A 15,263-nucleotide genomic window follows, 5' to 3' on the forward strand; every position below is an offset into this window, starting at 1 on the left:
GGCGGTCCGGCTCAGGCGCGGCGCAACGGCTGCCAGGTGTGCGGCGGCCCGGACCGGAGGAAGTCGCCTGCCAGGCGGTAGACCTCCTCGGGCTTCTCCACGACGAGCAGGTGCGACGTGCCCGGCACGATGGACAATTCGGAGTTCGGGATCGCGCGGTAGAGGGCGATGGTGTGTTCCAGGGTCACCGCGTCGTCGTCGGCGGCCAGCACCAGGGTGCGGGCCCCGATATCGCCCAGGTCCGCGGCGGTGAGTGTCGGCTGACCGGTCGCCATGGCCAGCACCTTGTCGGCGACGACCGGGAAATGATCTGCGCCGTCCGGTGACACCTCGCCGTAGCGCCCGGCCAGCCGCCGCATCGGCTCCTCGTCGGCGAAGCCGTCCAGCACCCCGGGCACCAGGCCCTCGTGATGGAAGTTGGCGCTGATCGCCACCAGCTTGCCGACCAGGTCGGGCCGCCGCAGCGCCACCAGCAGCGCCACGATCCCGCCGTCGCTGTAGCCGACCAGGTGCGCGGGCCGCCCGACCACGGTGTCCAGGAACGCGATGGTGTCCGCCGCCATCGCGTCATAGCTGAACGGCCCCGCCACGTCCGCGGTCCGGCCGTGCCCGCGCCGGTCAGCCCGATACACCTGGAAGTCCGCGAGCAACGGCAGCGCCGCGTCGAACATGCGGGAGTCGACGAAGCCGCCGTGCGACAGCAGCACCGGCTCCCCCGCGCCGTGCTCGTCGTACCAGGTCCGAACATCCCCGAGCTGAACGTAATTCGACATCGGTCGATCATGCGCCGCCCGCGAACCGGGCGCCGACGCGGCCCCGGCGTCAGGCCACGGCGGCGATTCGGCGCAGCATCCGGCGGACCACGAGCCGATGCCCGCCGCTGCCGATCACCAGCGCGCGATAGATCTTGCCGTGCGCCCCGGGAAATCTCCCCCAGCTGCGCGCCCGCAGCAGCGTGCGGCCGGGGTGCGGTTGCTCGAGCAAGAAGACCAGTTCGTATTCCGCGAACCAGTGTCGGCCGCGCAAGGCCAACCGGGTAGGTTCCTCGGCGGCATCGAGCACGAATCCGGTGGGCACCGTCGCCGGGTCCAGCGGATCCGTGCAGACCACGCGCAGCAGTGCCCGCCAAACCCGATCACGATCGGCGTCGACCGACCTGGAATGCTCATCGATATAGGGCAACCGCTGCATATAGAAGGAACGTACTAGTAGTGGCACCACCTCGCAAGCACGACTCGGATGTGATCCTGGACGCCGCACGCACTTTGGTGCTCAGCGACGGACCGCGCGCCGCCAGCGTCGCCGCGATCGCGGCGGCCAGCGGCGCGCCGGTCGGCACGCTGTACCACCGTTTCGGCAATCGCGACGGCGTGCTCACCGAAGCCTGGTTGCGCGCGCTGGCCCGCTTCCAGGCCGGGGTCATCGCCGCCGCCGGCGTGCCCGACCCCGTCGAGGCCGGGGTAGCGATGGTGCGCGCGTCCATCCGCTTCGGACGCGAATTACGCGATGACGCAAGGCTTCTCCTGAGCCTGCGGCCCAGCGACCTGCTCGACGGCGGGCCCGACGACGCGTTCCAGACCCGGCTCGCCGGCATGAACGCACCGCTGATCGAGCACCTGCACCGCATCGCGCACGACCTCACCGGCCGCCACGGCGACCGCGAGATCGACGCCGTCAGCCGCGCGGTCGTCGACCTGCCCTACGCGGCGCTGCGCCGGCACGCGCACGCGGCGGCGCTGCCCGGCTGGCTCGACGACGACATCGCGGACGCGGCCCGCACGCTGCTGGAGTCCTATCGCTGACTCGCCCCGGCGCGTCAGTCGCGCTCGTCCACCAGCGCGGGCGTGAGCTTGTCGAGCCCGTCGATGACATGGGCCGCGAGCGTGCGCGCGTCGTCGTCGAGCGGATACTCCGGGCGCGGTGCGGCGATCACCCGCATGCCCGCGGCGTGCGCGGCCCGGATGCCGTTGCTCGAATCCTCCACGGCCGCACAGTCGGTCGTCTTCTTGCGCAGGAACGCCGCGGCCGCCACGTACACGTCCGGGGCGGGCTTGCCGCGATCGACCTCCTCGGTGGAGAAGGTGACGTCGAAGAACTCGATCAGGCCGGTGCGGCCCAGCACCGTGTTGATCAGCGTGCGCGGCGAGGAACTCGCCACGGCCAGGGGCCAGTTCTCGCTCATCCGCTGCACCGCCGCCACCGCACCGGGCAGCAGCGGCACCTCGTGGTCGTAGTGCGCGGCCATGCGCTCGATCACGTCGTCGGCGACCGAGTCGGGGGTGCCCCCGACGCCGAGTTCACCGCTGAGGTACTCCGACCATTCGCCGGTGCTCATGCCCATCAGCCGCTTCTGCGTATCCGGTAGCCACCGCCCGCCCTTTTCCGCGACATAGTCGCGGCGGACCCGTTCCCAGACCGGTTCGGAGTCGATCAGGATGCCGTCCATGTCGAAGACGACCGCCGTAATACGCATCGGGACAACGCCTTTCGCCAGCCGCAGACATCCGATGAAGCCGCCCGCGTGCGTTTTCTCGTCGATACCTGATGGATAATCGGATACCCAGACTAGGTGCCCCGGGTCCGGCGCGCGCCGAGGGGGCGGGGTCCCGTGCGCGAGCGTCCGGCGGGCAACCAATAACATGTTCCATATGAGTGAACCCCGGCCCGGTATCGACAAGGCAGCCGCGCTGCCCAGCGAAGAGCACCACGAGGGCGGGTTCCGGCCGATGGTGGAGGCCATCGACGCCGAACTGGCCAACGGCGATTCCACGCTGCGCGGCGGGCCGCACTACGGCGAGCTGATCGAACAGGTCCGCACCCTGATGGACCGGGCACGCCTGATCAGCCCCACCGACGAACTGGCCCTCGAGGCCATCGGCGTACTGGAGAAGCTCAACGACAAGCTCACCGCGGCCACCGTCACCGAGTGGTCGGCGCCGACCTGGACCCGCCACGATCTGCCGGGCCGGGGCAACATCACGCTGCCGCCGTTCCGCATCGACACCGCCGACCGGGACGGCGTGCACGCGCGCATCACCTTCCGCACCTTCCACCTCGGCGGCAACAACGCGGCACACGGCGGCCACATCTCCCTCGGCTTCGACGACCTGATGGGCATGGCCGCCGCCATGAACACCGGCTCGGTCACCCGCACCGCCTCGCTCACCGTCGACTACCGCTCGGTCACCCCGCTCAACACCGAACTCCGCCTGCACGCCTGGGCCGAACGCCAGGACGGCCGCAAGGTCTACCTGCGCGCCACTCTGCACGACGGCGACCGTCTCTGCGCCGAGGCGCACGGCCTGTTCATCGTCCTCAAGCCCGGCCAGCAGTAGCGGAACGGCATCGGGCGCCCCGCCGCCGCAGTGCGCCCGATGCCGGGGTAATGCCGGGTCAGCGGCTCGGGTAGTGGGTCTCCCGGTATTCGGCGAAGCGGGCGTCGACCTGACCGGCGGTCAGGCCGAAGTCGCCGAGGGTGTACTTGTGCACCGGGCGCGCGGCGCCGGAGGTGCTCTCGGAATGCAGGGCCGCCATCGCGGCCCGGGCGGCCTCGGTCAGCTCCAGGCCGAAATGCCGGTAGATCGCGGCGACCATGCCGATCGGGTCGGCGACGAAATCCTCGTAGTAGACGTCGCAGAACTGAGCGGCGTTGTGCCGCTTACGATCCGAGAGGAAGCGCTCGGAGCCGCGCGCCCACAGATCGAGCTGCGTCTCTCCGATGACGGGGCCGCGGAACTTCTCCGACCACCCCTCGGTGGCCTTCTCGTTCAAGCTGCACACCGAGGCGATGATGGTGCTCGGATCGCGGTGCATCTGAATGACCAGCGCGTCCGGGTAGACCTCCATGATCGCGTCCAGCGCGAACAGGTGACTCGGATTCTTCAGCACCCAGCGGCGATTCGCGTCGTTCAGGCCGATCAACTGCAGATTGCGCCGGTGCCGGCGGTAGGCGTCGGTCCAGTCCTGCTCGCGCAGCCACTCCGAATAGGTCGGCAGGTAGGACAGGCACTCGTAGGACACCGACAGCGCCGATTGCCGCAGCAGCTGCCAGCACTCCTCGACCTGATCGGCCGAAATGTGATGCACGCCCATGAATTCCGGATGCTCGACGTGATGCTGCTCGTAGGCGGCGGCCAGGCGCTGATACACCGGGTTCTCCGCCCAGCTCGCCCGCGGCGGACGCGGCTGCGGGAACTCGGTCAGCCACATCTCCAGACCCTGGTGTCCCGGGTCGGCGTTGAGCAGCCGGTGCACCGCCGTCGTGCCCGAGCGCGGCAAGCCGGTGACGAAGATCGGGCGCTGGATCGCGACCTGCTCGTGCTCCGGAAAGCGTTGCCAGGCCGACTCGCTCAGCAACCGGGCGATCAGCGCGCCGCGCAGGAATGCCCGGTTGACCTTGTTGCCGAAGGGGGTCAGCTCCGCGTCCTCGGTCAGGGATTTCAGCAGCACCCCCAGACCCTCGCGATAGCCGGGATCGCCGAAATCGTCCAGGCCGACGACCTTGGTCGCCGAGGCGTGTAAGTCATCCAGGGTGCCGACGTCCGGTCGACCGATCATCTGGGTTCTCCTCAGAACTTCTAGTGGTGGTACTCGCCGCAGTTGACGTCCAGGCACTGCCCGGTGATCGCCCGCGCCATCGCCGAGGCCAGGAACACGACCGCGTCCGCGATCTCGTCGGGCTCGGGCAGTTTGCGCAGGTCCAGTGTCTTGGCGGTGTCGGCGTACACCTCCTCGGGCGTCACGCCGCGCTTCTGCGCCAGGTAGTCGAAATACATCTTCAGGTTCTCGGCCCAGATATAGCCGGGGGCAACCGAATTCACCCGGATGCCCTGCGGCCCGAGCTCGGAGGCCAGGCTCTGCGCCATCGCCAGCAGACTCGTCTTGGCCATCTTGTACGGGCCGAACGGGCGGCGCGAGTGCCGCAGCACGGCCGAGTTGATCATCACGACCGCGCCCTTCGATTCGGCCAGCTCGGGCACGAAGGAGCGCGTCACCCGCAGCGCCGCAAGGACATTCGTTTCGAAGGCGGCGCGCAGATCGACCAGGTCCACCTGCGCCAGGTTCGCCATCGGCGGCATGGCGAAGGCGTTGTTCACCAGCGCGTCGACGCGGCCGAACTCGGCCCGGGCCGCCGCCACCAGATTCGCGACGGCGGCGTCGTCGTCGATATCGGTCGGCACCGCCAGCGCCCGCCGGCCCAGACCCTCGACCTCCGCGGCCACCTCTTTCAACCGGGATTCGGTGCGCGAGGCCAGCACCACGTCGGCGCCCGCCCGCGCACACCGCACCGCGAGCGCGCGCCCGAGCCCCGGGCCGATGCCCGAGACCACAACCACCTTGTCCTGCAACAGCATCAGCCCTGCATCCTCTCCGCGACGGCCTGCTGGCGCGCCGCGATCCGCGCGCGCCAGTCCTCGGGGGTAATGCGCGCCTGCTCGTAGAAGGGCAGGCGCTGGGGGATGTCGTCGACCGAGACCACCTCCACGGTTGGGCCGTCCTCCGGCTTCATGTCCCGTGCGACCCGCTGCCAGCGGAACTGCACATATCCGCGATCGTGCCCGGTGCGCTCGATCCAGTTGACCAGACCGGGATTCCGTTCGCTGACGATCAGGCGGATCTTGCCGTCCGGATCGACGCGCGCCTGGTCGGCCGTGAGGCTGGTCTGGTGGTTGATGTAGTCCAGCGACAGGTACCACATGCTGCCGAGCTGGAAACCCTGATACGGCGCATCGGATTTCGGCACCGTGATGAGCAGCGCCTGGTCGTCGGTGAGCTCGTAGTGCCCGGCCGAGGAGAACTGCGTGCTGAGCCCGCCCGGGGTGAGGCGGGGCTCGGTCATCGTGTTGACCGGCAGGTTCAGGTAGAACCACTTCGGGAAGGCCAGGAAGGTGTTGAGCCGGGAGATCAGCATCTTGCCCGCCACGCCGTAGCGCTTGGTGAGCACGTCCCGGCTCAGCGGCGGCGGCGCGTCGCCGATCTTGTCGACGCGCTGGATGCGGAGGGTGCCGGCCTGCTCGGCGGCCCAGTCGCTGGAGACCTCGCGCACCACCAGCATCGCGGCGTCCGCGCCGAGCTGCACGTAGCCGGGGCCGGGCTCGCCGGGACCGAAGCGGATCTCGTAGGTGCCGTCTTCGGCGATGTCGAGGGCGCGATCGTCGAAGGCGGTGAGGCTGTCGGGCACGTCGACGGGCGAGTAGTCGCCGTTGAGCACCTGGAAGCTCAGGTCCCGGGTGGTGCCGCGCGTGCCGGTCACGACGTATTCGGCGTCGGGGCGCAGGTAGGCGTGGAAGTAGAGCGTGTCGGGGTTGTCCAGGCCCATCTTCGTGTACGGGCCGGTGGACTGCACGAAGAAGGGGAAATCGCGCTCGTACGCCCACGCCATCTGCAGCGAGGCGCGGATACTGCCCGCGAGGTAGTCGTACCCCTCGACGAGATCCTGCTCGGTGCGGATGTGCGGCGCGGTGGTGATGATCTGCTCGGCCGCGGCGATCGCGTCGGCGAACGGCTGGGTCAGCGAGGCGGGCTCGGTCAACGGCATCTCCATGTTCCAAATATGTACCGGTCTGGTACATTTCGATACGAGCAAGATTAGAACCTGTTCTAGGAGTTGTCCATGGTTGCCCGTCGATCCGCGCCCACGACCCGGGTAGTGCAGGTGCTCGATTTCCTGGTCGAGCAGCGCGGCAAGCGCTTCGGACTCTCCGAACTGGCCCGCGAACTCGACCTCGCCAAACCCACCTGCCTGGGGATTCTCACCGAACTCACCGCCGCGGGGTACCTGGTGCGCGACCCGCTGGCCCGCACCTACGGGCTCGGGCCCGCGCTGATCGCGGCCGGCCGGGTGGCCCAGGACAGCTTCGCCATCTCCGCGATCGCGCGCACCGAACTGGCGAAACTCAGCGCTCGATACCGCACCACCTGCACCGCGTCGGCGGTGGTGGGCGAGCAGATCCTGGTGCTGGAGAGCACCGGGCCGGGGTTGGTGAAGGTCGGCGCGTCCTACCAGTTCGCCCCGCCCGTGGGCCTGATGTACGTGCTGTGGGACACCGACGCCGCCTTCGACGCCTGGCTCGCCAAGCCGCCCACGGTGCCGGTGCGGCAGGACGAATCCCGGCTGCGCCAGGTGGTCGCCGACTGCCGGGAGCGCGGTTATCTGGTCGAGAGCATGACCTCCGCGGGCGGCAAGCTGTACTCGCTGCTGGCCGGTGTCGCGGCCCGGGAATTGCCCGACGAGCTGCGGGAACTGGTGGCCGAACTGGTGACCAGCCTGGGCGAGCGGGTCTACCTCGGCAGCGATCTGCGGCCGCGCAAGGAGCACCCGGTGAGCCTGCTCGCCGCGCCCACCTACGGCGGGGACGGGCGGCAGAACATGGTGCTCACCATGCACGTCGGCGCGGCTGTCACCGGGGCCGAAATCGACCGGCGAGGAAAGGTTCTCGTCGCGGCCGCCGACGCGGTGACCGACGCCTCCGGCGGGCAGCGGCCGACCCGGGGCACCCATTGACCATTTGTAGAAACGTGTTCTAGTTTTGATCCGTGAGCCAGTACGCAAAGTCGACGGCGAGCACCTACGAGCTGCCGCATCTGGACGCGCTCGAGGCCGAGTCGGCATACATATTCCGCGAAGTCGCCGCGACGTTCGAACGTCCGGTCCTGCTGTTCTCCGGCGGCAAGGATTCGGTGGTGATGCTGCACCTGGCGGCGAAGGCGTTCTGGCCGGCGCCGCTGCCGTTCCCGGTGCTGCACATCGACACCGGGCACAATTTCGACGAGGTGATCGAATACCGCGACCGCACCGTCGACCGCTACGGCCTGCGCCTGGTGGTCGGCAGCGTGCAGGACGACATCGACGCCGGGCGCGCGGTCGAGGAGACGGGACCGCGCGCGTCCCGCAACCGGCTGCAGACCGCCACGTTGCTGCGCTCGATCCGGGAGGGCGAATTCGACGCCGTCTTCGGCGGCGCCCGCCGCGACGAGGAGAAGGCCCGCGCCAAGGAGCGGGTGTTCAGCTTCCGCGACGAGTACGGGCAGTGGGATCCGCGCAACCAGCGCCCCGAACTCTGGAACCTCTACAACGGCAAACACCGGCGCGGCGAGCACATCCGGGTGTTCCCGCTCTCGAACTGGACCGAGCTCGACATCTGGCACTACATCGCCGCCGAGCGCATCGAGCTGCCGCCGCTGTACTACGCGCACCGCCGCCCGGTGGTGCAACGCGACGGAATGCTGTTGGCGCACACCCGATTCCTGCGTCTGCTGGCGGGCGAGGAACCCGTCGAGGCGCTGGTGCGCTTCCGCACGGTGGGCGACGCCACCTGCACCGGCTGCGTGGAATCCGCCGCCGCCACACCGGAAGAGGTGGTCGCCGAGGTCGCCGCCACCCGGATCACCGAACGCGGCGCCACCCGCGCCGACGACCGCATCTCCGAGGCGGGCATGGAAGATCGCAAGCGAGAGGGCTACTTCTGATGACCACGCTGCTGAGACTGGCCACGGCGGGCAGTGTGGACGACGGCAAGTCCACGCTCATCGGCCGCCTGCTCTACGACTCCAAGACGATCTTCACCGATCAGCTCGAGGCGGTGGAGCGCACCAGCCGCGATCGCGGTGAGGCCTACCCGAATCTGGCGCTGCTCACCGACGGCCTGCGCGCCGAGCGCGAGCAGGGCATCACCATCGACGTCGCGCACCGCTATTTCGCCACGCCCCGGCGCAAATTCATCATCGCCGACACCCCCGGGCACATCCAGTACACCCGCAACATGGTGACCGGCGCGTCCACCGCAGACCTGGCGCTGATCCTGGTCGACGCGCGCAAAGGTGTGGTGGAGCAGACCAGACGGCACGCCTTCCTGGCCGGTCTGCTCGGCATCCCGCACCTGGTGCTGTGCGTGAACAAAATGGATCTGGTCGACTGGTCGCAACAGCGCTTCGAGGAGATCCGCGAGGAATTCGCCGGTTTCGCCATGAAACTCGACGTCTCGGACCTGACCTTCGTGCCGATGTCGGCGCTCAACGGCGACAATATCGTGCACCGGGGATCGGCGATGCCGTGGTACGAGGGCACTCCCCTGCTGCACCATCTGGAAGAGGTGCACATCGCCTCGGACCGCAACCTGATCGACGCGCGCTTCCCGGTGCAGTACGTCACCCGCAGCCATGCCAAGGATTTCCGCGGCTACGCGGGCACCGTCGCGGGCGGGGTGTTCAAACCCGGCGACGAGGTCGCGGTCCTGCCCTCGGGGCTGAGCACCACGGTGACCGCCATCTGGGGTCCCGGCGGCACGCCGATCGCGGAAGCCTTTCCGCCGCAGGCGGTCACGCTGCAACTGGCCGACGACATCGACATCTCGCGCGGTGACCTGATCTGCCGTCCCGCCAACCGGCCGCTCGTCGGGCGCGACATCGACGCCATGGTGTGCTGGTTCGCCGAGGACAGCCGGCTCACCCCCGGCGCCACCTACACCGTCCGGCACACCACCCGCGCCGTCACCGCCGAGGTGCGCACCCTGGACTACCGGCTGGACGTGAACACCCTGCATCGCGACGAGAATCCGGAGTCGCTGGGGCTCAACGAGATCGGGCGCATCCAGCTGCGCACCCGGCAGCCGCTGCTGTTCGACCCCTACCGCCGCAACCGCGGCACCGGCAGCTTCATCCTCGTCGACGAAACCACCGGCAACACCGTCGCCGCGGGCATGATCACCGGGCCCACGCTGCCCTCGGCGCGGGTGGTCTGGCACGCCACCGCCGTCAGCCGCGAGGAGCGCGCCACCCGCGGGCTGACAGTCTGGCTGACCGGCCTCTCCGGCTCCGGAAAGTCCACCGTGGCAGTCGAATTGGAGCGTCGGCTAGTCGCCGCCGGGCGGCCGGCGTTCCTGCTGGACGGCGACAACCTGCGCCACGGGCTCAATGCCGATCTCGGTTTCTCCGACGCGGACCGGGTGGAGAACATCCGGCGGGTCGGCGAGGTCGCCCGGCTCTTCGCCGATTCCGGCGTCATCTCGGTGGTGTCGCTGATCAGTCCGTTCCAGGCCGATCGCGACCGCGCCCGCGCCGTGCACGAGGCCGCCGGGCTCCCGTTCGTCGAGGTCTTCGTCGACACACCCTTGGAGATCTGCGAATCCCGCGACCCCAAGGGCATGTACGCCAAGGCCCGCGCCGGCGAGATCCGCGGCTTCACCGGCATCGACGCGCCCTACGAACGCCCGGCGAACCCCGACCTCGTCCTGCGCCCCGGCGACGGCGACCCCGCCGCGATGGCGCGAGCCGTCATCGCCCTGCTCAACGGATTGGATTAGCCGGCTGGGCCGCGACGCGGGTCGCCAGGAACGCGTCGAGGCCGGAATCGGTGCGGGTCATCGCTTGTCTCCTCTCAGGCGGAGCGGAATCCCCGCCCGAGAGATACGACGACGCGGGTCGGCGCGATGTGAGGTGGCGGGCGCACCTCACATCGCGGGCGGTCATATCGTCGGAAAGATATGAGTGAGGACATCGACACGGTCATGGCCGAGCGCGCGCAGCTGATCAACCTCGCGTATCGGCTGCTCGGCTCACTGGCCGACGCCGAGGACGTCGTCCAGGAGACCTACGCCCGCTGGTACGCGCTGCGGCCCGAGCAGCGCGCGAGCATCGCCGCGCCGGGGGGCTGGCTGACGCGCGTCGCGAGCCGGATCTGCCTGGATCTGCTCGGTTCGGCGCGGGTGCGGCGTGAGCGCTACGTGGGTGAATGGGTGCCCGAGCCCGTGCCCGATCACGACGAGTGGGGCAGCGATCCCGCCGACCGGATCACCCTGGACGAATCGATCAGCATGGCGTTTCTGGTTGTGCTGGAGTCGATGACGCCCGCCGAACGCGTCACCTTCGTCCTGCACGACGTCTTCCGCTATCCTTTCGCCGAAGTCGCCGCCATCGTCGGACGCACCCCGGCCGCCTGCCGTCAGCTCGCCGTCTCCGGGCGGCGGCGGATCGACGCCGCCCGGCCCGCCGCGACCCCGGCGGGGCGTCAGGCCGACATCGTCCGCGCGTTCAAACAGGCCTGGGAAGCCAAGGACATCAGCGCGCTCGTCGCCCTGCTCGACGCCGAGGCCATCGCCACCGCGGACGGAGGCGGGCGCGCCAACGCCGTCCTACGCCCGATCATCGGCGCCGAACCCATCGCCCGCTACCTGACCGGATTCACCCCCGCGGGCCCGCGACCCACCATCGTCGAACGCACCGTCAACGGCTTCCCCGGCCTCATCGTCGAAATCGACCACACTCCCGTCACCGTGCTCGCCTTCGACATCGCCGGTGACCGCATCCGCCAGGTCTGGGCCGTCCGCAATCCCGACAAACTCCGGCAGTGGACGAGCTGACTGCCCGGCCGTTCAGCCGGCGTCCTCGCGGTTCACCCGATTCGGTCTCGCTCACGGGCCGTGGCCAGCGCGACGGCCCGGTCGAAGGTCGCGGTGAGGACCGCGCGTCGGCGGGTTTTGAAGTCTTCGTCGGGGCCGAGCTCATCGATGTGGCCGTCCCAGACCCGCAGATACCGGTCGCGCCACTCGCCGAGCTGGGCGGCGGCGGGGAAGCTGGCGCCCACCCGCGCGGGTTCGGCGATCTGGACGAGGATTTCCAGCCAGGCGGGGACCATGTCCCCGCCCCACTCGTCGGGTTCCAGCGGTGTGTCGTCGGTGGGATCCTGGAATTGCTCGGCGATGTCGGCGATGAGGCGGTCGGTCAACTCGCCCAGGCCGTCCGCGGCGGTGTCGCTGTCGAAATTCCCCGGACCCCAGACACCCATGACACCCTCTTCCACCGAAAACCCTTGCGCGGGGCAGCTTATCAATGGCACTTCGATGTCAGGTCGCCTCGGGCCGGCGTGTGCGGATCGAAAAATGGAACCAGCACCGCGTTGACGAAATCAGCTGCGCAAGGTCGCGATGGCCTTCTCGATGCGCCGCCGGCGGGTGTCCGGCTTCTTCGCGCTCTCGATCGCGTGCACGTGCTCCCGCTTGTGACTGTGCGAGAGCTTGTCGTAGGCGGCACGGGCGGCGGGGTCCTCGTCCAGGGCGCGGGCGAAATCCGCGGGTTCCACGACGACGCGCGGTTCGGTGTCGAGCATCAACTCGACCTCGACCACCTCGCCGATCTCCACCCCCGCCGCCTCCCGATTCGCCTTGCTCAGCCCGAGCAGATGCCGCCCCCGCATGATCGCCACCCGGCTCTTCCAGGAATGCCCGTTGACCGTGATCGTCACCGGCGGCCGCGCCCCACCCCCGAGCCCCGCCACCACCTCGGCCGGAACCTCCAGTCCCCGCATCGGCTCGGCCGGTTCGACCTCCGTCGAAAACTTCATGCTGCACTCCTGTCGTTCGGCACAACCGTCAGCACCACGCTAGAACCAGCCCACCACCCCGAGCTTCTCGATTCCTGACCGGTCGCCGGTGATCCCCGGCAAACACCGGTCCGGGGCGCCACCGCAGGGACGAAGCACTACTCGCTCAGGGTCCACCTGCCAACCATCGCTCGCGATACGCCAGTTGCCGCTCGGCGGTGGTTACCTTCCTCGCCGGGGCCGGTGCGAAGATGTACCGGTAGCCGCGTTCGCGCGTGATGATCGCGATCGCTGTCCGGAAAACATTGCGGAAGCCGCACCGATAGCGGGCCCACAGATCGAACCCGCCGCCCATGTCACCGCTCATCCCAGTCGGCCAGTACTCCGGTCGAGCACCGACGACGAGAAATCGAAAACCGCTACTTTCCAGCGGTTTACGCGCCTCCGCGAACCCCTCGAATACATCCTCGCCCACAGCGGTCCATTCGACACCCGCCGGATCGGTCAGCGTGACGAGCCACCGGTTCGCTTCGGCAATTCTCGTCGTCACCGACCAACTCTCGATGCGCTTATCGGGCGCACGCACCGCCACCGGGTCACGACTCGTTTCTGACATCAGAGGTTCTCACCAAGACGGCGCGGCCTCGGAACAGCCCGCGCTTTCAGCGGCACAGTCCCATGATCATGTCACCGAAGTCCGGGAATTCGGTGCGGGCCGATTCGAGGATGGCTGTGGCGGGTTGGCGGCGGTCGGGGGCGAATTGTTCGGCGACGGAGGTGAGGGCGGGGTTGGGTTGGGGGGTCCAGTCGGGGCCGTATTCGGTGGCCTCGTAGGGGCCGAATCCGGCGGCGAGTAGCCAGAGGAAGGCGGGTAGATCTGTTGCTACGACGGCGGTTTCGCCTTCGGAGCCGAGGAAGACGACGGGCTGATCGGTGAGTGGGCGGGACGGGCGGGTAAGCCAGAGGGCCGCGTAGCCACCGGTGCCGTCCTGGCCGAAGACGCGGAAAGCGTCGCCGTTCAGTTCGGGGTTGCCGGTCCAGGACTGCCACCAGTCGCTGGTATCGGCGGCGGAGAGGAAGGCGGTGTAGGGCTCGAAATCGATGCCGTGCCCGTCGTCATAGGGGAAATCGGTGGCCAACGCGGTGGCCAGGGCGGCGGGAAACTGCCTGTCGTCGAGCGTCATTCCGCACACGCTAGCCGAGCCGTCCGACCTCGGCCGCGGCACGAAACCTGGGATCGGTAGGTGCCGGGCCCGGCGTGTACTTGCCCCCATGACAACTTCGCACAACCACCCGCAGTCCACCGGCCTCGACAAGAAGACCAGCGCCATCCTGTCCTACGCGCTGGGCTGGCTCACCGGCGTCGTGTTGCTCTTCCTCGGCAAGCACGACCCCGACGTGAAATTCCATGCCGCGCAATCCATCGTCTTCTTCGGCGCGGTCTCGGTGCTCAATATCGTGCTCAGCATCGTCGGCTCGTTCCTGGGCGCCCTGGGAATCCTGTTCGGCCTCGCCGGGCTCGCGCTCTCGATCTTCACGGTCGTGCTCTGGGTCCTGGCCATGGTCCGGGCCGGCAGGACCGGCGGCGTCCGCGCCGAACTCCCCCTCGTCGGCAAGTTCGTCGCACCCTACGCCGACCGGCTGGCCGGGGCGGTCGAGTAGAACACCTCCGAAGCACAACGGCCCGAGGCGATCTCGGGCCGTTGCCGCGTTTCAGCAGGTACTGATCACCGGCTTCGCGGCGAACCGGTCGGCCAGGAAGGCGAGTGCCGCAGGCATCCCGAGCACGGCTTCGGTGCCGTGCTCGCCGACCGGATTCTCGACCAGCTGCACCGGACTGCCCGCCGCACAGTACTTTCCGGCCAATGCCCGCGCCGCGCCGATGGGCGCGAACTCGTCGCCGACCGCGTGATGGATCAGTACCGGAGCCGCCGGTGCGCCCGCCCGGTACAGCGGACTGGCCCGGCGCAGCACCTCGCTGAGCGCGGGATTGTTCGTCAGCGATCCGGGCCAGGCTTCCAGCGACGCCGCGTCGAGGAACGGATAGGCGAGGGCGGCATCGGCCAGGCAGAGATCGCGGCTCGCGGCCAGCATCGCGCGCCCGGATTCGTTGAGGTACTGCGCCACATCGGCATCCGGATACGAGCGGTTCACGCCCACCAGGCCGACGACGGCCGCCCCACCCGCGACGCCGCCGTTGAAGCCGGCCAGCGTCGACTCCAGATCCGCGACGATCCCGCCCAGCGCGACCGCGCTCACGCGCAGCTCCGGGGCGTAGGCGTGCTGCGCCTGCGCCACGATGGCGCTGGCCTGCGCGCCACCGGAATAGCCCCACATGCCCAGCGGCGCCGCCGGATCGATGCCCGCGGGGGCGAACGCCTTGGCCGCGCGAATGCCGTCCAGCACGCCGTGCACATAGCCCTCGGCACCGAACAGTTCGGAATCCGGGCCCTGGTAGTCCGGCACCACCAGCGCCCAACCCTGCTCCAGCGCAACGCGAATCACGCCCGTCTCGCTGTAGGCGTTGCTCGTCACCGCCTCGGCTCCGCCCCGCAACGCATAGGAGGGCGCGCACTTCGAGCCGACGCCGTCCTCCGCGACCTGGTAGGACAGCAGCGGGCGCGGACCGCCGCCGGTCCATTCGCGGTGCGGCACGAGCACGGTCGCGACATAGGCGCGCGGCGCACCGTGCCCGTCGACGGTCTTGTACCGCACCTGCCATGCCCGCGCGGGCAGCGGCTGCCCGAACGACTCCGGCTCGATCGCCCGGGACGCGAGCACCGTCCCGTTCGCCGACTCCGCGAGCCCGGCGGGCTCGGCGTAGAACGAATCCTGTTCCGGCAGCAGCACCGCCGTAGCCCACCCCGTGCCTATCGTCATGAGTGCGAGCACCGCACCGATCACCGATATCCGCATCGCCGCGACAGCCATCGCGTAACCCCCACCC

The 15,263-nt window shown here is 69.3% G+C and carries 18 protein-coding genes; 7 read left to right on the plus strand and 11 right to left on the minus strand.

Going from position 1 to position 15,263, the window contains the following annotated elements:
• Nucleotides 1-11: 11 nt before the first annotated feature.
• Complete coding sequence (locus AB0I43_RS29470) at nucleotides 12-773, minus strand: alpha/beta hydrolase (RefSeq protein WP_356977129.1); 762 nt, start codon at nucleotides 771-773, stop codon at nucleotides 12-14.
• Nucleotides 774-822: 49 nt separating this feature from the next.
• Nucleotides 823-1,191, minus strand: coding sequence for a hypothetical protein (locus AB0I43_RS29475; RefSeq protein WP_356977130.1), 369 nt, complete (start codon nucleotides 1,189-1,191; stop codon nucleotides 823-825).
• A gap of 20 nt (nucleotides 1,192-1,211) precedes the next feature.
• On the opposite strand from AB0I43_RS29475, the gene AB0I43_RS29480 reads away from it, so the two are divergent.
• Entirely contained in the window at nucleotides 1,212-1,802 is a 591-nt protein-coding gene (locus tag AB0I43_RS29480; protein WP_356977131.1) for a TetR family transcriptional regulator, read from the plus strand.
• 14 nt (nucleotides 1,803-1,816) lie between these two features.
• Here AB0I43_RS29480 and AB0I43_RS29485 read toward each other — a convergent pair whose 3' ends face one another.
• Nucleotides 1,817-2,473 carry an HAD family phosphatase gene (locus tag AB0I43_RS29485; protein ID WP_356977132.1) on the minus strand — a complete coding sequence of 219 codons (657 nt, stop codon included), beginning with the start codon at nucleotides 2,471-2,473 and terminating at the stop codon, nucleotides 1,817-1,819.
• Between the two features lie 175 nt (nucleotides 2,474-2,648).
• Here AB0I43_RS29485 and AB0I43_RS29490 point away from each other — a divergent pair, with 175 nt between their 5' ends.
• Entirely contained in the window at nucleotides 2,649-3,335 is a 687-nt protein-coding gene (locus tag AB0I43_RS29490; protein ID WP_356977134.1) for a PaaI family thioesterase, read from the plus strand.
• A 58-nt stretch (nucleotides 3,336-3,393) separates the two neighbouring features.
• On the opposite strand, the gene AB0I43_RS29495 is transcribed toward AB0I43_RS29490, so the two are convergent.
• From AB0I43_RS29495 to AB0I43_RS29505, 3 genes are read right to left on the minus strand one after another with little or no spacing between them, the layout of a single operon-like run.
• Nucleotides 3,394-4,557: a sulfotransferase gene (locus AB0I43_RS29495; RefSeq protein ID WP_356977135.1), complete on the minus strand. Its 1,164-nt coding sequence runs from the start codon at nucleotides 4,555-4,557 to the stop codon at nucleotides 3,394-3,396.
• Between the two features lie 20 nt (nucleotides 4,558-4,577).
• Nucleotides 4,578-5,354 (minus strand): SDR family oxidoreductase, encoded by a 777-nt coding sequence (locus AB0I43_RS29500; RefSeq protein ID WP_356977137.1) that lies wholly within the window; start codon nucleotides 5,352-5,354, stop codon nucleotides 4,578-4,580.
• Nucleotides 5,354-6,538 (minus strand): hypothetical protein, encoded by a 1,185-nt coding sequence (locus tag AB0I43_RS29505; protein WP_356977341.1) that lies wholly within the window; start codon nucleotides 6,536-6,538, stop codon nucleotides 5,354-5,356. The genes AB0I43_RS29500 and AB0I43_RS29505 overlap by 1 nt, the downstream gene beginning before the upstream one ends.
• Before the next feature lie 75 nt (nucleotides 6,539-6,613).
• Between AB0I43_RS29505 and AB0I43_RS29510 the strand changes: the two genes are divergently transcribed.
• From AB0I43_RS29510 to sigJ, 4 genes are all read left to right on the plus strand, one after another.
• A complete protein-coding gene (locus AB0I43_RS29510; protein WP_356977139.1) occupies nucleotides 6,614-7,504 on the plus strand; it encodes a helix-turn-helix domain-containing protein in 891 nt (296 codons plus the stop codon).
• A gap of 32 nt (nucleotides 7,505-7,536) precedes the next feature.
• Entirely contained in the window at nucleotides 7,537-8,469 is a 933-nt protein-coding gene (gene cysD / locus AB0I43_RS29515) for a sulfate adenylyltransferase subunit CysD (protein WP_356977141.1), read from the plus strand.
• Nucleotides 8,469-10,301 (plus strand): adenylyl-sulfate kinase, encoded by a 1,833-nt coding sequence (gene cysC / locus AB0I43_RS29520; protein WP_356977143.1) that lies wholly within the window; start codon nucleotides 8,469-8,471, stop codon nucleotides 10,299-10,301. The genes cysD and cysC overlap by 1 nt, the downstream gene beginning before the upstream one ends.
• 180 nt (nucleotides 10,302-10,481) lie before the next feature.
• Nucleotides 10,482-11,357 (plus strand): RNA polymerase sigma factor SigJ, encoded by an 876-nt coding sequence (sigJ, locus tag AB0I43_RS29525; protein ID WP_356977145.1) that lies wholly within the window; start codon nucleotides 10,482-10,484, stop codon nucleotides 11,355-11,357.
• A gap of 32 nt (nucleotides 11,358-11,389) precedes the next feature.
• Here sigJ and AB0I43_RS29530 read toward each other — a convergent pair whose 3' ends face one another.
• The 4 genes from AB0I43_RS29530 to AB0I43_RS29545 all read right to left on the minus strand — a co-directional run bounded on the left by AB0I43_RS29530 (nucleotide 11,390) and on the right by AB0I43_RS29545 (nucleotide 13,500).
• Nucleotides 11,390-11,782, minus strand: a complete 393-nt coding sequence (locus AB0I43_RS29530) for a DUF4259 domain-containing protein (RefSeq protein ID WP_356977147.1) — start codon at nucleotides 11,780-11,782, stop codon at nucleotides 11,390-11,392.
• Between the two features lie 120 nt (nucleotides 11,783-11,902).
• Entirely contained in the window at nucleotides 11,903-12,337 is a 435-nt protein-coding gene (locus AB0I43_RS29535; protein WP_356977148.1) for a YdeI/OmpD-associated family protein, read from the minus strand.
• Nucleotides 12,338-12,482: 145 nt separating this feature from the next.
• Nucleotides 12,483-12,908, minus strand: a complete 426-nt coding sequence (locus AB0I43_RS29540) for a hypothetical protein (RefSeq protein ID WP_356977149.1) — start codon at nucleotides 12,906-12,908, stop codon at nucleotides 12,483-12,485.
• 70 nt (nucleotides 12,909-12,978) lie between these two features.
• Nucleotides 12,979-13,500 (minus strand): hypothetical protein, encoded by a 522-nt coding sequence (locus AB0I43_RS29545; protein WP_356977151.1) that lies wholly within the window; start codon nucleotides 13,498-13,500, stop codon nucleotides 12,979-12,981.
• Between the two features lie 88 nt (nucleotides 13,501-13,588).
• Here AB0I43_RS29545 and AB0I43_RS29550 point away from each other — a divergent pair, with 88 nt between their 5' ends.
• Entirely contained in the window at nucleotides 13,589-13,978 is a 390-nt protein-coding gene (locus AB0I43_RS29550) for a DUF4870 domain-containing protein (RefSeq protein ID WP_356977153.1), read from the plus strand.
• 51 nt (nucleotides 13,979-14,029) lie between these two features.
• Here AB0I43_RS29550 and AB0I43_RS29555 read toward each other — a convergent pair whose 3' ends face one another.
• A complete protein-coding gene (locus AB0I43_RS29555; protein ID WP_357432989.1) occupies nucleotides 14,030-15,247 on the minus strand; it encodes a lipase family protein in 1,218 nt (405 codons plus the stop codon).
• Nucleotides 15,248-15,263: the final 16 nt, after the last annotated feature.

The sequence above is a fragment of the Nocardia sp. NPDC050435 genome, assembly GCF_040655395.1.
Taxonomy (GTDB): Bacteria; Actinomycetota; Actinomycetes; order Mycobacteriales; family Mycobacteriaceae; genus Nocardia.

What these genes read in the sequence shown, in the direction of transcription:
- sigJ (WP_356977145.1), top strand. Translation starts at nt 10,482, where the DNA reads ATGAGTGAGGACATCGACACGGTCATGGCCGAGCGCGCGCAGCTGATC.
- AB0I43_RS29475 (WP_356977130.1), bottom strand. Translation starts at nt 1,191, where the DNA reads ATGCAGCGGTTGCCCTATATCGATGAGCATTCCAGGTCGGTCGACGCC.
- AB0I43_RS29555 (WP_357432989.1), bottom strand. Translation starts at nt 15,247, where the DNA reads ATGGCTGTCGCGGCGATGCGGATATCGGTGATCGGTGCGGTGCTCGCA.
- AB0I43_RS29530 (WP_356977147.1), bottom strand. Translation starts at nt 11,782, where the DNA reads ATGGGTGTCTGGGGTCCGGGGAATTTCGACAGCGACACCGCCGCGGAC.
- AB0I43_RS29545 (WP_356977151.1), bottom strand. Translation starts at nt 13,500, where the DNA reads ATGACGCTCGACGACAGGCAGTTTCCCGCCGCCCTGGCCACCGCGTTG.
- AB0I43_RS29495 (WP_356977135.1), bottom strand. Translation starts at nt 4,557, where the DNA reads ATGATCGGTCGACCGGACGTCGGCACCCTGGATGACTTACACGCCTCG.
- AB0I43_RS29510 (WP_356977139.1), top strand. Translation starts at nt 6,614, where the DNA reads ATGGTTGCCCGTCGATCCGCGCCCACGACCCGGGTAGTGCAGGTGCTC.
- AB0I43_RS29490 (WP_356977134.1), top strand. Translation starts at nt 2,649, where the DNA reads ATGAGTGAACCCCGGCCCGGTATCGACAAGGCAGCCGCGCTGCCCAGC.
- AB0I43_RS29470 (WP_356977129.1), bottom strand. Translation starts at nt 773, where the DNA reads ATGTCGAATTACGTTCAGCTCGGGGATGTTCGGACCTGGTACGACGAG.
- AB0I43_RS29485 (WP_356977132.1), bottom strand. Translation starts at nt 2,473, where the DNA reads ATGCGTATTACGGCGGTCGTCTTCGACATGGACGGCATCCTGATCGAC.
- AB0I43_RS29505 (WP_356977341.1), bottom strand. Translation starts at nt 6,538, where the DNA reads ATGCCGTTGACCGAGCCCGCCTCGCTGACCCAGCCGTTCGCCGACGCG.
- cysC (WP_356977143.1), top strand. Translation starts at nt 8,469, where the DNA reads ATGACCACGCTGCTGAGACTGGCCACGGCGGGCAGTGTGGACGACGGC.
- AB0I43_RS29535 (WP_356977148.1), bottom strand. Translation starts at nt 12,337, where the DNA reads ATGAAGTTTTCGACGGAGGTCGAACCGGCCGAGCCGATGCGGGGACTG.
- AB0I43_RS29550 (WP_356977153.1), top strand. Translation starts at nt 13,589, where the DNA reads ATGACAACTTCGCACAACCACCCGCAGTCCACCGGCCTCGACAAGAAG.
- AB0I43_RS29500 (WP_356977137.1), bottom strand. Translation starts at nt 5,354, where the DNA reads ATGCTGTTGCAGGACAAGGTGGTTGTGGTCTCGGGCATCGGCCCGGGG.